General features: G+C 40.2%; 13 protein-coding genes. 11 read left to right on the plus strand and 2 right to left on the minus strand.

The annotated features are described in order from the left end of the window. Window positions 1-321 precede the first annotated feature (321 nt). From ACQKFG_RS04000 to ald, 6 genes are all read left to right on the plus strand, one after another. Window positions 322-1,320 carry an inorganic phosphate transporter gene (locus ACQKFG_RS04000; protein ID WP_192203473.1) on the plus strand — a complete coding sequence of 333 codons (999 nt, stop codon included), beginning with the start codon at window positions 322-324 and terminating at the stop codon, window positions 1,318-1,320. 238 nt (window positions 1,321-1,558) lie between these two features. Beyond that, complete coding sequence (locus ACQKFG_RS04005) at window positions 1,559-2,179, plus strand: DUF47 domain-containing protein (RefSeq protein ID WP_063235631.1); 621 nt, start codon at window positions 1,559-1,561, stop codon at window positions 2,177-2,179. Between the two features lie 15 nt (window positions 2,180-2,194). Next, entirely contained in the window at window positions 2,195-3,193 is a 999-nt protein-coding gene (locus ACQKFG_RS04010) for an inorganic phosphate transporter (RefSeq protein ID WP_192203472.1), read from the plus strand. A gap of 129 nt (window positions 3,194-3,322) precedes the next feature. Further along, window positions 3,323-4,579 (plus strand): PucR family transcriptional regulator, encoded by a 1,257-nt coding sequence (locus ACQKFG_RS04015; RefSeq protein ID WP_427556422.1) that lies wholly within the window; start codon window positions 3,323-3,325, stop codon window positions 4,577-4,579. A 49-nt stretch (window positions 4,580-4,628) separates the two neighbouring features. Then, the gene (locus ACQKFG_RS04020; RefSeq protein WP_427556425.1) at window positions 4,629-5,450 is read left to right on the plus strand and encodes an EcsC family protein; all 822 of its coding nucleotides are present in this window, start codon (window positions 4,629-4,631) and stop codon (window positions 5,448-5,450) included. Window positions 5,451-5,623: 173 nt separating this feature from the next. Further along, window positions 5,624-6,757, plus strand: coding sequence for an alanine dehydrogenase (gene ald, locus ACQKFG_RS04025; RefSeq protein WP_192203469.1), 1,134 nt, complete (start codon window positions 5,624-5,626; stop codon window positions 6,755-6,757). Window positions 6,758-7,105: 348 nt separating this feature from the next. Here the strand turns inward: ald and ACQKFG_RS04030 are convergent, their stop codons facing one another. Together ACQKFG_RS04030 and proC are read right to left on the minus strand one after the other, a co-directional pair. After that, window positions 7,106-8,473 (minus strand): FAD-binding oxidoreductase, encoded by a 1,368-nt coding sequence (locus tag ACQKFG_RS04030; protein WP_349729164.1) that lies wholly within the window; start codon window positions 8,471-8,473, stop codon window positions 7,106-7,108. Between the two features lie 84 nt (window positions 8,474-8,557). Continuing rightward, on the minus strand, window positions 8,558-9,364 hold the full coding sequence (proC, locus tag ACQKFG_RS04035) for a pyrroline-5-carboxylate reductase (RefSeq protein WP_192203467.1): 807 nt from the start codon (window positions 9,362-9,364) through the stop codon (window positions 8,558-8,560). A 267-nt stretch (window positions 9,365-9,631) separates the two neighbouring features. Between proC and ACQKFG_RS04040 the strand changes: the two genes are divergently transcribed. The 5 genes from ACQKFG_RS04040 (at window position 9,632) to ACQKFG_RS04060 (ending at window position 15,467) form a co-directional block, all read left to right on the plus strand. Further along, window positions 9,632-11,197 (plus strand): MDR family MFS transporter, encoded by a 1,566-nt coding sequence (locus ACQKFG_RS04040; protein ID WP_427556430.1) that lies wholly within the window; start codon window positions 9,632-9,634, stop codon window positions 11,195-11,197. A 110-nt stretch (window positions 11,198-11,307) separates the two neighbouring features. Continuing rightward, window positions 11,308-11,928: a DNA-3-methyladenine glycosylase gene (locus tag ACQKFG_RS04045; protein ID WP_192203465.1), complete on the plus strand. Its 621-nt coding sequence runs from the start codon at window positions 11,308-11,310 to the stop codon at window positions 11,926-11,928. A 338-nt stretch (window positions 11,929-12,266) separates the two neighbouring features. Continuing rightward, on the plus strand, window positions 12,267-13,148 hold the full coding sequence (locus ACQKFG_RS04050) for a permease (RefSeq protein WP_370662517.1): 882 nt from the start codon (window positions 12,267-12,269) through the stop codon (window positions 13,146-13,148). 14 nt (window positions 13,149-13,162) lie between these two features. Continuing rightward, window positions 13,163-13,999 carry a TIGR03943 family putative permease subunit gene (locus tag ACQKFG_RS04055; protein ID WP_342615162.1) on the plus strand — a complete coding sequence of 279 codons (837 nt, stop codon included), beginning with the start codon at window positions 13,163-13,165 and terminating at the stop codon, window positions 13,997-13,999. 286 nt (window positions 14,000-14,285) lie between these two features. Continuing rightward, window positions 14,286-15,467: a LysM peptidoglycan-binding domain-containing protein gene (locus ACQKFG_RS04060; RefSeq protein ID WP_427556435.1), complete on the plus strand. Its 1,182-nt coding sequence runs from the start codon at window positions 14,286-14,288 to the stop codon at window positions 15,465-15,467. Window positions 15,468-15,498 lie beyond the last annotated feature (31 nt).

The raw sequence follows: 15,498 nt of genomic DNA on the forward strand, positions 1-15,498 counted from the left end.
TTTATATAGAGCCTCTTAAGCGAAAACACACACTTACATACCATATTATATATATTAAAGGGATCATTTTATCTTTTAAATCATTCACTAAGTTAAATATTTTGTAAAAAAATGACGAAACATCTATCCTTATAGGTATGAAATTCGTTACAATTGAATAGTTCGGCTTAAAACCAAGTAAAAAAGAAGGTGCCAAATTTTAAGAATAATCAAATGTAAAACTCCCATTCTAATATTGAGGAGTTGCAAACTGTCCTGCCCATTCATTGGCGACAATCCATATACACTTTACATACTTGAAATCAAGGGAGTCCTCCATGTATGAATAGCCTACTCATCTTAACCGCGCTAATTATTATTTTTGCTTTGGTCTTTGACTTTATCAATGGCTTCCATGATACGGCTAACGCCATCGCTACAGCAGTATCAACCAAGGCGCTTAAACCACGTCATGCAATCATCATGGCTGCGGTCATGAATTTATTAGGAGCACTGACCTTCACCGGCGTAGCGCATACCATTACGAAGGATATCGTTGATCCTTTCACATTGAACAATGGTTCATATGTAATCCTTGCCGCCCTAATTTCGGCAATAATATGGAATTTAATCACTTGGTATTTTGGCATTCCAAGCAGTTCCTCCCATGCGATCATTGGTTCAATAGCGGGAGCTGCCATCGTGGCTAGTGGATTCGATGCGATTAAATGGAGTGGATTCACTAAAATTGTACAAGCCTTGATTCTATCCCCTATCCTTGCCTTCACGCTTGGATTCATTGTTTACAGTATCTTCAAGGTAGTATTCAAAAATAATAATTTAGGAAAAACCAATAAGCGATTCAGGAGAATACAAATTCTCACGGCGGCCATCCAGTCTTATACACATGGAACGAATGATGCTCAAAAATCCATGGGGATCATCACGATGGCTTTAATCGCAAACGGTTATGCCTCTACCTCTGAAGTTCCTTTCTGGGTACAACTATCCTGCGCAATAGCCATGGCGCTTGGTACATCAATCGGAGGCTGGAAGATCATCAAAACCGTTGGCGGTAAAATCATGAAAATCCGCCCGGTTAACGGTGTGGCTGCCGATATGACTGGAGCATCCATCATTTTCGGTGCAACCTTCCTGCATATGCCGGTCAGCACGACACATGTCATATCTTCTTCAATACTTGGGGTCGGTTCTGCACACCGCATCAAAGGGGTAAAATGGGGAACCGCAAAAAACATGTTGATCACTTGGTTCATTACATTGCCAATTTCTGCTTCCTTAGCTGGAATCATTTACTATTTAATCGCTTTATTTTTATAGAAACTTTTGCCTTTCCATATTGGAAAGGCTTTTTTTTACAGATTACCCCCTTATAATTGTAGGGTTTTTCCCATTTTTTAATTTTCATTGTGTTTTTATATAAAGTTTTATTAAGATTTTGTAAATTTTCGTCGAAAAACCTTCCCGGATACTACATGAATTCGTTACAATCAATTTGTTAATACTAAGCGTACGACTAAAGTGCGTAAATTTGCATGACTAATTGGGAGGCTTTAACATGGCTTTTAAATCAAAAAAAGACAAATTCGCAGTAATGCTTTTTAACATCGCTCAAAACCTTAAAGAAGGTGCTGACTATTTCGCGGATTATAAACTCAAAAACATCTCCGATCTCAAAGTATTTTCAGATACGATGAAAGACTATGAGCATAAAGGCGATTCAATGGTTCATAATGTGATTAAAGAGCTGAACAATGCCTTCATCACTCCTATCGAACGGGAAGATATACTTGAATTGACCATGAGAATGGATGATGTCATAGACGGTTTGGAACACTGTGCAGCATTATTCGAGATGTACTCAATTGTCAATGCAGATGAGTATATGCTTAAGTTTGTGGATGCAATCAAACAGTGTACGTATGAGATTGAAAATGCTGTCGATACACTATCCACTAAGAAATTACCAATGATTCGCGAAAATGCAATCAAGATTAAAGATCTTGAATCAGTTTGTGACGGAATCCAACGTCAATCAATCAAAAACTTGTTTACAGTTGAAAAAGATCCAATCAGAATCATTCAATATAAAGAAATTTACGAAAGCCTTGAAGAAATCGCCGATCACTGTCAAGCAGTGGCCAATACACTTGAAACAATCATAATGAAAAACGCCTAAGGAGTACCCCAATAAATGGATACTTTATTAATTTTAACAATATTAATCGTTTTCTTTGCTTTAGCATTTGACTTCATCAATGGTTTTCATGATACAGCCAATGCAATTGCGACTGCCGTTTCAACAAAGGCCATGAAGCCTAGGCATGCCATCATCATGGCAGCCATCATGAACTTCGTCGGAGCTATGACATTCACTGGAGTAGCGAAGACCATAACGAAGGATATCGTGGATCCATTCACGCTTCCGAATGGTTCGTATGTAATCTTGGCTGCCCTGCTTGCCGCTATCATATGGAACCTTCTTACCTGGTATTACGGAATACCAAGCAGTTCCTCCCATGCATTGATTGGTTCGATTGCAGGTGCCGCCATTGCTGCAGCAGGCTTCGCCGGCATTAAATGGGAAGGGTTCATGAAAATTCTTCAAGCTTTGATTTTCTCCCCGCTAATTGCTTTTGCAATCGGGTTTATCGTATACAGTATCTTTAAAGTAGTCTTTAAAAACAATAACCTGACAAAAACAAACCAAAAATTCCGTACTATACAGATTGCTACTGCAGCACTTCAATCGTATACCCACGGAACGAACGACGCACAAAAAGCGATGGGTATCATCACGATGGCCCTCATTGCGAATGGTTATGCATCAAGTGCCGATATCCCCTTCTGGGTTCAATTCTCCTGTGCGCTAGCAATGGGTCTTGGAACTTCTGTCGGCGGATGGAAAATCATTAAAACCGTTGGCGGCAAAATCATGAAAATCCGTCCGGTCAATGGTGTTGCAGCGGATTTAACGGGGGCTTTCATCATTTTCGGCGCGACAGTAATACACATGCCAGTCAGTACAACCCATGTTATTTCGTCTTCAATCCTTGGTGTTGGATCTGCGCATCGTGTCAAGGGCGTTAAATGGGGAACGGCAAAAAGAATGATCATCACTTGGTTCATTACCATTCCCATCTCGGCAACATTAGCTGGTTTGCTTTATCTTTTAATTAACTTCTTATTCTAAAATAAAATCCCTTCCGGTTTCCATCGGTAGGGATTTTCTGTTTTAACAAAGGATTTATCTATGCTTATTAATGGGAAATCGTTTAAAATTCAAGAAGAAGGAATTTTTTTTAGCGAGGGGCAAATAAAAATGAAGGAATTCGAAAAAAATAGAGATATTTTTAAAGACCTTTATGGAGATATGATGGAATTTGCCGATAGAATCAGTTCTGTTTTGGGTTGCCCCATTACGATCGAGGACGGTAACCACCGCTTACTTGCTTATAGCACACACGATGATACTACGGATCAGGCTCGTATCATGACCATAATCGGAAGACGTGTCCCTGAAAAGGTCATCAACAGTTTATGGAAAGATGGCTTCATCCCCGCGTTATTGAAAGAAGATGCCCCCATTAAAATCGGGGCCATCAATGATGTTGGTCTCGGTAACAGGGTTGCGGTTTCCATCCGGAAAAATAATGAAGTACTTGGATTCATTTGGGCTTTGGAAGTAAATGAACCTTTCTCCGGAGAAGATATGAAATTTTTGCAATTCGCTGCCAAGGAGGCGAAGAACCAGTTACAGCAATTGCAATTGAAAAAGAAAAGGAAAGAAGCAGGTCATCAAGAGTTCCTTTGGCGCATGTTGACCGGGCACTACCAAGAAGAATCGGAAATAATTGAACATTTCAAGAAATTTTCCATCCACGTTCCAGTGGTTTTTTCCATATTGGTATTCGAATTTCCTAAAGAGATCAATCGCGAAGTGGAGCGTTACATTTCATACATGTTAACGACCACTCAGAAGATAAACAGTTCCTTATTTGCCATTGACCATAACAAGCTCATTCTTTTCGCGGGAGGCAACCAGGAAAACAGCCCATCTTTCACTTCATCGATTTATGAGTTCATTCCTTTTTTCATCCTGGAGATGAAACAGCGTTTCGGTGTTGAGCATATCCTTGGAACGGCTGGCAATATGTATAAAAACTTAATGGATGTTAAATCAAGTTACGAAGAAGCTCAATACACCCTTAAAATGAAGAGTATTTTCCCAGATGACATGAAACTCATTTTACATTATGAAGAACTTGGCATGTTTCAAATGATTGAATCACTCGCAAGCAACAAACAGCGTCGTGTTCATCCTTCCATCCTTAAGCTAAAAGCATATGACATGAAAAACCAGACGGAATTGCTGCACACGCTCACTGTCTATCTAGAGAAAGACTGCAATCCAAATGAATCTTCAAGTAATCTTCATATCCATGTGAATACATTGAATTACCGATTAAAAAGAATCTCTGAAGTGGGAAATATTCGGCTAAAAGACCCGATTCAAAAAATGTCCCTCTTCCTTAACATTAAACTTAATCAATATGATGAATTTCACAAGAAAAATTAATGATATATTCCCTGATATGGAATACTAGAAGTGTGGAAAGGTTGATCATATGAAACTTGAAACAAAAGAAGAGCTTGAAAAAGAATTAACAATCATTGAAAAATGGGAAAAAGATCAGAAAGGACTATGGTTTTGGGAAAGGATCGGACGGATTCCCTTCAAGCTATTGGATAAGTTGACACCGGATTTCATTCAGAAAAAATTGGGTGTCATGCTTGATGAAATCGGCAGCTACATTCAGAATGGCGGAAAATATTTAACGAAAGAATCTCATATTCTAAGTCAGCTGCAAGCCAAGATTCCCGAGTTGGAAATTAAAGCCCTGGAAGATGTTTCAGGCATCCCCCTCCAAATCATGGATAGCGTGAGTCAGGATATTAAAAATTCAGGCAGCAAATTGGCAACGGTTCAAGGTGCCACTACAGGGATTGGCGGAATTTTCACCTTGGCCATAGACATCCCCCTTCTTCTCGGCATGTCTATCAAAACGCTTCAGGATATCGCCATCACATATGGCTTCAATCCTAGAGACCGCCAAGAACGTATTTTCATCGTCAAATGTCTGCAATTCACAACATCGGATGTTGTCGGCAAAAAGGCTCTATTAAATGAATTATCGAAAATGGACCAGACCGATTCCCAATCAAAAAGGGAAATAGCATCCGAACTGCAAGGTTGGCGGGAAGTCGTTTATACATACCGTGATCAGTTTGGCTGGAAAAAGCTTATGCAAATGGTTCCTGTTGCCGGGATAATCTTTGGCGCCCTTACAAATCGTTCCATGATTGCCGATATAGCCGATACGGGAATCATGCTATATAAGAAAAGAAGGATTTTAGAGCGCCTTCAAGAACCTATTGCAAAGAATTGAATTCAGCTTTTAAAAAGGTCTTGTTCCTGGCTAGCCCATATTTTTTGACACTGCGTTTGTGGAATTCCACAAATACACCTTTTTCAATTTTCTGATTTCCACATACTAACTATTTCTTTTTCCAACTATACTTGTTATACAAATAGTAAAAACATATTATTGGAGGGATTAAGATGAGAATAGGAATTCCAAAAGAGATTAAAAACAATGAAAACCGTGTAGCTATCACTCCAGCCGGGGTTGTGGCATTAGTCAATGCAGGTCACGAAGTATTAATCGAAATGAACGCAGGTCTAGGAAGCAGTTTTACAAATGAATCATATCAAGAAGCTGGTGCTGTTATAGTCGAGGACGCTGCTAGCGTTTGGTCAAGCACAGATATGATCATGAAAGTAAAAGAGCCTATCTCATCTGAATATAAATATTTCCGAAAAGATTTGATCCTTTTCACATATTTACATCTTGCGGCTGAACCGGCACTAACTCAGGCCCTAAAAGAAAGCGGTGTCTTGGCCATTGCTTATGAAACGGTTGCAGTAAACCGCACACTACCATTATTGACACCAATGAGTGAAGTTGCAGGACGCATGGCTGCACAAATCGGTGCTCAGTTCCTTGAAAAAAATAACGGCGGCAAAGGAATACTTTTAAGCGGAGTTCCTGGAGTTAAACGTGGTAAAGTCGCTGTTGTCGGCGGAGGTATGGTTGGAACGAATGCTGCTAAAATCGCTATTGGATTAGGCGCAGATGTTACCATTCTTGACTTAAGCCCTGACCGCCTTCGTCAGCTTGATGATATTTTCGGAAATGAACTGACTACACTTATCTCCAACCCTTATAATATTGCGGAAGCAGTCAAAGATGCCGATTTAGTGATCGGTGCTGTATTGATTCCAGGTGCAAAAGCTCCTAAGCTCGTTACTGAAGAAATGGTTAAATCGATGTCTCCTGGTTCAGTCATTGTCGATGTTGCAATCGACCAAGGCGGTATCTTTGAAACGGTCGACCACATAACAACACATGATAACCCTACTTATGTTAAACATGGAGTAGTGCATTATGCAGTGGCGAATATGCCAGGAGCAGTGCCTCAAACTTCTACAGTTGCATTAACTAACGTAACAGTACCATTCGCACTTCAAATTGCAAACAAAGGTGCCATCAAAGCGATCCTTGAAAATGATGCACTTGCAAAAGGCGTCAATGTAGCGAACGGTGAAATCACGTTCGAAGCAGTTGCCACAGACCTTGGCTACAACTATGTAAGTGTTGAAAATGCCTTAAATTCAAATAACATTAACGCTTAATAAAAAATAAGACTCCAGACAAAACCTTGTCTGGAGTCTTGTTTTTTTGGACGAGAATCTCGTTGAAAGCTGTACTTCTTCGTACAATATCTGGATCAGGCCGGATTAGCCGCACTACGGGCGATTTAGCCAGATATAGGTCAAATTATCAGATCGGACGGACCATTTTCCGATTATAGCCCGAATGAAAGACGAAAATCATTTTTATGCGAATATATGTTTAAATTCCGTGATATATAGATGGCTTTTTCGACTTGGCCCCATATAATAGACAAGATTTCCACTATATTTTATATGGGATCAAGTCTGTTTGATGTTATTACTAATCTATAAAATAGTATATTCCTCTTAATCTATGAAGATCTTCCCAGGATTCATTATTCCTTTCGGATCCAATGCCTGTTTGATCGTTTTCATCACTTCGTAAGCTCCTCCATGCTCCCTTCGCTGATACTTCGATTTTCCAAGTCCTACTCCATGTTCACCCGTACATGTACCGCCTTTTGTTAATGCATATTCGACGATTTCTTCATTTAACCTCTTCGCTTCTTTTACTTCTTCAGGATTTTTCAGATCGATCATGAACAATACGTGATAATTCCCGTCACCTACATGTCCTACGATCGCACCCTCCACTTTGGATTGTTCGACTTTCTTCCTTGTATCCAGTATGGCATTCGATAATTCATGAAGGGGCACACTTACGTCGGTCACCATCAGCTTCTTTCCAGGTGCGCTGTGAATGAATGCATAAGCGAGGTTATGGCGTGCTTCCCATAAGGCATTCCGTGCTTTTGAATCGGTTTCAAACTGAATATCGCCACAGCCAAAATCACTTACGATTTCCTTGGCAAATTTGACGTCCTGTTCCAAGCCGGCAAAATTCCCATGAAACTCGAGGAATAAAGTTGGCTTGACATCATAGGATTTGTCCATGAATTGATTAACCTTTTTTATGGACTCGGCATCAACCAATTCAATTCGTGCAATCGGAATTCCAGCAAGCATGATCCCATTAACCGCAGATACTGCCTGTTCGACGGTTGGAAATGAGGCCCTCCCAGCCATTGTGACTTCAGGAATGCCATATATCTTTAATGTCAGTTCAGTAAATACACCTAGCGTACCTTCAGAGCCGACAAACAAGCCATTCAAATGAATGCCTGAAGATGACTTTGTCGCTAAACTTCCGGAATGAATGACTTCACCGTTTGCTAAAACCACTTCCAGATCCCTGACTTGATCCCGCATTATCCCATATTTGACCGAGGTCGTACCACTTGCATTCGTAGCTGCCATCCCTCCCAATGTAGCATCTGCACCAGGATCGACGGAAAAGAACAAACCGTATTTTTTTAATTCTTTATTGAGTTGCGTCCTTGTCACACCTGGTTGGACCTTCACAAGGAAATCATTTTCCCTGATTTCCAATATTTGATTCATCAAGGACAAATCCAGGGAAATTCCACCCTTGACAGGAACGACATGCCCCTCCAAACTTGAACCCAATCCAAAAGGAATGACCGGTATTTCATGCTCATTCGCAAACCGCATGACTGCGCTTACTTCCGCAGTATCCCTTGGGTATATGACCATATCCGGTAAATGCGGAGTATGGTAGGATTCATCATGGCTATGCTGTTCCAATAATGTTTCATTCACCGTTACTTGTTCTTCCGTCAGTATCTTCCTTAATTTTTCTATATAACCATTCATTATGCTGCCTCCTCTTTTTTTACCAAACATTCTGAAAATATTGTACAAAATGAGATTGCCCGCTAATAGGCAATCCATCTTTCTTCATTTGCTGAAACCTTTCGTTTTATCCGTGCAGGACTTCATTGCTTGCAGAATGCTGGATCTTAGCTGATTCTCTTCTAAAGACGCTACCGCAGCTATCGTTGATCCTCCCGGCGTGCAGACATCATCCTTTAAAGCAGCAGGATGCCTTTCCGTTTCCAGTACCATTTTAGCAGCCCCCATTACAGCTTGTGCTGCCATTCGGTACGCTTGTTTCCGTGGAATTCCATCACGGACCCCTCCATCAGCCAGCGCCTCGATGAACATGTATACATAAGCAGGCGACGAACCGCTGATGGCCGGTACTGCGTCCATCAAATCTTCATGGAGGATTTCCGTTTTACCGAAACTATTCAGCAAAAAAGTCACATCCTCTATATCAGCATCGGTAATTTCAGCATTGATGCTCATGGCCGTCATGCCTTCACCGACAAGCGAAGGAGTGTTTGGCATCGTCCGGATAACCTTCACTTTTTTTCCGAAGCTGCTCTCAACTAAAGATATAGTGATCCCAGCTGCCATGGTAATGATTACAGCTTCTTCTTTCACATGATTCTTCACTTCTTCAAGCACTTGCTTATGCATGGCAGGTTGGATCCCTAGAAAGAGAATGTCGGCAAAACCAGCAACCTCTAAATTATCCAAAGTGCCTTTAACGTTATATTTCGTGGTGATTTTAGTTTTAGTTTCCGCACTCGCAGTACTGACCATGATCCCTTCAGGTGAAATGACCTCTGCAAGCAACATGCCCTCAAGCATTGCCTCACCCATTTTGCCGCATCCAATAAACCCGATTTTTTTATTCATATCTTACACTTCCAATCATAAGTTCATCTATATTCCTTCTTATTATATCGGATATCATAAATGGAAACACGTTGGAGATATTAATCAGGAAGGATTTGGTGGTTTCTGGTCGAATTACTTAATTGTTATGGATGAATCTTGATATCCAAATTCAATGGAAATTTTCAGTGAAAAAACCGTTGACTAAATGGTCATTTCAGATTTATAATTTTGACCTATCAGTCAAAAAACGAACAAGGAATACAATTCCAGGAATGGAGAAATCATATGAAAATGGAAAAAAAAGCAGTTAATACCAAGCTAGTTTTAACAGGATTGATCATAGGAATGTTTTTCAGTTCATTGGAACAGACGATCGTCGGTACGGCCATGCCGACAATTATCGGGGAATTGAATGGTTTTACCATCTTTGCATGGGTGACGACTGCCTATTTAATAGCCTCAACGACTGTCGTACCCATTGTTGGAAAGCTATCTGATTTATATGGCAGGCGTTCCCTTTATCTGCTTGGTACGATCATTTTTACGATTGGTTCGTTTTTATGTGCCACAGCCACTTCGATGGAGCAATTGATCATTTATAGAGGGCTGCAGGGAATCGGCGGCGGGATGATCATGCCTTTATCCCAAACGATCATCGGCGATATATTCTCTGCCGAACAAAGAGCCAAATGGCAGGGTGTATTTGGAGCTCTTTTTGGTTTAAGTTCCGTCATCGGTCCTTTTCTGGGCGGCCTGATCGTTGACCATATCAGCTGGCATTGGATCTTTTTGATCAATGTACCGACGGGCTTACTATCTGCCATTTTGATTTATGTTGGATTGAAACATGAAGCCATAAGGAAAGCAGAGAAGGTGAATATCGATTACCTGGGGATTTTCACCTTGATTCCTGGTATTGTGCTGTTACTGCTGGGCTTGACCTTCGGTGGTGATAAATTTGAATGGTTATCACTGGAATCTTTCTTGATTTTCGGCAGCACCATTGTCTTCATTGCCCTATTCATCATTTTTGAAAGAAGAGCAGTCGAACCGATCCTTGATTTATCCCTTTTTAAAAATAGAGTTTTTTCCACCACGAATATTTTGGGATTCCTGCTTGGCCTTGGAATGTTCGGGGCAATCATGTTCGTCCCGCTGTTCATGCAAGGCGTACTGGGAGTTTCACCAACAAAAGCGGGATCGACCATGACTCCGATGATGGTCGGCATGATTCTTTCCAGTATCATTGGTGGGCGGTTACTATTGAAATTCCGTTTTCGTACTGTGCTTACCTTTGGAATGGTCTTTGCAACGCTTGGCTTCTTCCTAATGAGCATGATGGGCAGCAGTACGACTATATTCACTGCGTACTCATTCATGGCCATCCTTGGAATAGGTATGGGTCTTGTCATGCCGACATTGATGATTGCCGTTCAAAACGAGTTTCCAAAATCCCAACTAGGGTCGGTTACAGCTGCTTCCACATTCTTCCGATCTATAGGAGGAACGATGGGCATCACGATCTTGAACGCTGTCATGAATCACAATCTCCAGCAAAATATGGATGATGCGGTCGTAAGCCAAAAGGACCCTATATTGCATGAGGCACTGAAAGCATTGGCCGATAAAACGGATGCGTTATTCAACATCATGCTTTATCCGGAAAACCTTAAAATGCCGGCAGAAGTCAGCAATGTCCTTGTAAAAACGATTGAAAATGCTTGGGTCGATGCATTCTCCAGCGTTTTCATCACCGGTATCTTTTTTGTTTCCGCGGGGATATTAGTGGCACTTTCCGTAGGTTCAGGCCGTATCAAAAGAGATCAAGAAACGGAAAAAGAATTAGGCTAAAAATATGCTCGGGACCGGCTAATATATTCAGCCGGTCTTTTTAATCCCTTGATGTTTCTTTTTCATTGATAAGGGAATTTTACCTGTATGAGACTAAATGGAGTGATACTATGATAAACCATTCAATTTTACCCGCAGATTTTTATCAGCAGCCCACGCTTGAACTGGCAAAATCCCTTCTTGGCTGCCTCATTGTAAAAGAAACAGCGGATGGAACCGCTTCTGGATTCATTGTTGAAACAGAGGCCTATATCGGACCTGGGGACAAGGCCGCACATAGTTTTGGAAATAGAAGGACAAAACGGACGGAAGTGATGTTCGGTAATTCCGGATTGATTTATACTTACGTCATGCACACACATACACTGGTCAATGTCGTAAGCGGCGGGCCTGAAAATCCGGAGGCCATTTTAATTCGAGCTGTTGAACCCTATTCAGGGCTTGAGTTAATGCAGGAAAGACGCGGAATTGCCGATATTCGAAAATGGACCGATGGACCTGGGAAGCTAACAAAGGCACTAGGCATCACCATGGATGATTATGGTCGAACTTTTACGGATCCCCCGCTATATCTTGCTGCCGGAAAAATGCCTGAACACATATCCAGCGGCCCCCGCGTCGGAATCGACAACTCCGGGGCAGCAAAAGATTATCCTTGGCGTTTCTGGATTACCGACAATCCGTTCATATCCCGTAAAAACCTAATTAATAAAGCTGTGCCGAAAAAATGAACCATGATTTTATCCCCTCAAAGTTGTGTAAATTCCGTGGATATTACACAACTTTGAGGGATTTTACTTTGTCCGTAAGCATCCCTAAATCCATATCAACAAGTCGTGTATGAAAACATTATGAATATCGCTAATGTAAGCTCTAGCCAAAAGGAACAAGGCTTATATTGAAGTAATAATTATTCCTGCCAAACTTATACATTAGACCATTCAAGTCCCTCAATATCACATAAGTTCCTTACCCCTTCAACTTCCAGCTTATTACCCCAGTAATAATAAATTGACTTCCTTCTATTACGAACCTAATATAGTTAAGTCAGCAATATGGAAGGTGGTTTATGATGAACGTTCAGGCCCTTTTGCAAATGAATACAATTTTTATTAGTATCCTAATTGAATCCCTTCCCTTCATTTTACTGGGAGTCCTTATATCTGGAATCATCCAAATGTTTGTGTCAGAAGAGATGATTGCAAAAATCATTCCGAAAAATCCAATCTTATCTGTTCTAACCGCAATAGGTGCAGGAGTCTTTTTTCTTGCCTGCGAGTGCGGGATTGTCCCGATTACCCGCCGTTTGATCGCAAAAGGGGTTCCTCTTTCAGCGGCCATTGCCTTTATGCTTTCTGCACCCATTCTCAATCCGATTGTCCTGTTTTCCACCTATATAGCGTTTGGTAATAGCTGGAGCATGGTTTTCTATCGTGGTGGAATTGCATTCGTGGTCGTCCTGATCATTGCATGCATCCTGTCTTTTCAGTTTAAGACAAATCAGCTTAAACAGGAACATATCGAACATATACATCAACATAAACTTACATTTAAAGACAAAATAACGGGAATGTTCAAACACTCGATTGAAGAGTTCTTTTCTGTTGGAAAATACTTAATCATTGGTGCATTGCTGGCAGCTGCCATTCAAACTTTTTTGAAAACATCGCTATTGCTTGAAATCGGTCAAGGAAAACTATCCGGGAATGCAGTCATGATGGCTTTGTCCTATGTCATGTCCTTGTGTTCCCAAGCGGACGCCTTTGTTGCAAGTTCTTTTAGAAGTACCTTTTCGCCCTCTTCACTAGTTGCTTTTCTTGTATTCGGGGCCATGTTTGATATTAAAAATACAATCATGCTTTTAGGTACCTTCAAAACAAAATTCGTTTTATGTTTGATGGCCTATATATTCATTTCCGTCTTAGGCCTAACTTTATTGTTTATTTCTTAAAGAGGGTGTTTTATATGGGAAGATTATTCATATTACTTGGACTTACTTTTTTATTCATGCATTTACACGCCTCAGGGAATATATCGAAATATATTAATATGGAATATTCATATGTTTCACAGATTGCCATCTATATACTGGCAATATTCACGTTAATGGGATCTTATTTATATTTTAAGGAAGATAATCAAGAAGAAGGTGATGATTGTCAGTGCGGACATGATCACTCCCAGGAAAATAAGAAATGGAAAAGGAACCTTACTTACTTACTATTCTTCATTCCCATTTTAACCGGTCTTTTTTTGCCTGTTGCCACTATGGACTCCAATATTGTAGAAAAAAAGGGGTTTCATTTCCCAGTATATGAAGACTCAGATGAATATAGCCAGCATCAATTCCTGCAGCCGGATACGAGTCTTTATTATGGCAAGGATGACTATTTAACTTTAATGGATAACTCTCTCAAAGGCTTGGTTGATCGTGATAGTCTTCAATTAACAGATGAAAACTACCTAAACGATTTAGAAGCCATCTATTACTCTCCTGGAAAGTTCACTGGCAAGCAAATAACGTTAACCGGATTTTCGTACAATTCAAATGAGCTAGCCAAAAACCAGGTATTCTTGTTCCGGTTTGGGGTCATTCACTGTGTCGCGGACTCTGGGGTATTCGGTATGCTAATCGAATTTCCTGAAGGAATGCATCCCAAAAATGATGAGTGGTATTCCGTGACAGGTGAATTGGAATCCATTTATTATCAGCCATTCAAGAAAACCATTCCCCTGCTCAAAGTATCATCACATAGTAAAATCGCTGAACCGGATGATCCCTACGTTTATAGACAATATTAAAAAATGAATCATGGAAAGGTAAGGATATTCTATTCTTACCTTTCTTTTTAATTACTTCAAACTTCCATTTTATGAAATGCTCTTTTTATCCATTTATACGAAATTACAGTATGGCCCTCTTACACTCCATCTAAATCCCATAAACCCCCATTTATCTGCAGCAAGATTACCCGAAAAATGACGAAAAAGTTGAATTTTATTTATATGGGTCATGTTTTTTATAGTCCATACCCTTATAATATAAATGCTACATATTTTTTTACCACATCAGGAGGAACTTTCCTAAATGAACAATTCTAAAAACTCTTTCATTCTTGCAGGTACTATTATAGGTACCCTAGTGGCAGGCACTTCCGCTTATGCTGGTTCTTATCAAGTTAAATCAGGGGACACCCTTGATGGAATCTCTAAAGCTAATCATACAACTGTCCAAACATTAAAGTCTCAAAACCATTTGACCAGTAACCTTATTTTTCCCGGCCAAGTCTTGAAGGTTAATAACCTTAACAACCATACAGATAAAAATATAGATAAAACCGAAAAATATGTGGTTAAACTGGGGGATACTTTATCAAAAATTGCTAAAAAGTATAACCTTTCCCTTAGTGCCCTGCTTAAATTAAATACTGATATTTCTAATTCAGATCGCATTTATATTGGCCAATCCATCCGGGTTTCCGGAAAAGCCCCTGCATCTAGCTCTGCGGCTAAAAACAGTCCTTCTAATGCTACATATAGGGTCAAATCCGGTGACACCCTGGATAAGATTGCTAGAGTCAATAATATGACTGTCAAACAATTAAAGTCTAAAAACAATTTGACTAGTAACCTTATTTTTCCCGGCCAGGTCTTGAAGGTTAATACCCTTAACAACTATACGAATACGAATAATAGTAAAAATACAACAGAAGTTTATGTGGTTAAATTAGGGGATTCCTTATCAACAATCTCTAAAAGATATAACCTTTCCCTTAGTGCCTTACTTAAAATGAACCCTACTATTTCCAATTCAAATCGTATTCGTATTGGCCAATCCATCCGGGTTTCCGGACAAGCCTCAGGATCTGCAATTAACAAACAGTCCAAATCGAACAAGGCAGATCAAGTTTTGGCTGCTGGCGCTAAATATATGGGAGCGAAGTATGTTTACGGTGCTAGCACTTCACGCACTGATGTATTTGATTGCTCTTCATTCACATTAAGGGCATTCCAAAGTGCAGGTGTTTCCTTGCCTCGAAATTCAGTGGCACAATCACACGTTGGTACAACGGTATCTTCAAAATCCCTCCAAAAAGGGGATTTAGTATTTTTCGATACCAACAATGATGGTGTAATCAATCATGTGGGAATTTATGCCGGTAATGGTCAAATGCTGAATGCTTCCACATCTAAAGGTGTATCCTACGCTGACATCAACAGTTCTTACTGGGGACCTAGCTTTGTAAAGGCAGTCCGAGTTCTTAACTAAATAATGATATGGCATTAAATGCCTTGATAAA

The sequence above is a fragment of the Peribacillus sp. NPDC076916 genome (genome assembly GCF_050269675.1).
GTDB lineage: Bacteria > Bacillota > Bacilli > Bacillales > DSM-1321 > Peribacillus > Peribacillus aracenensis.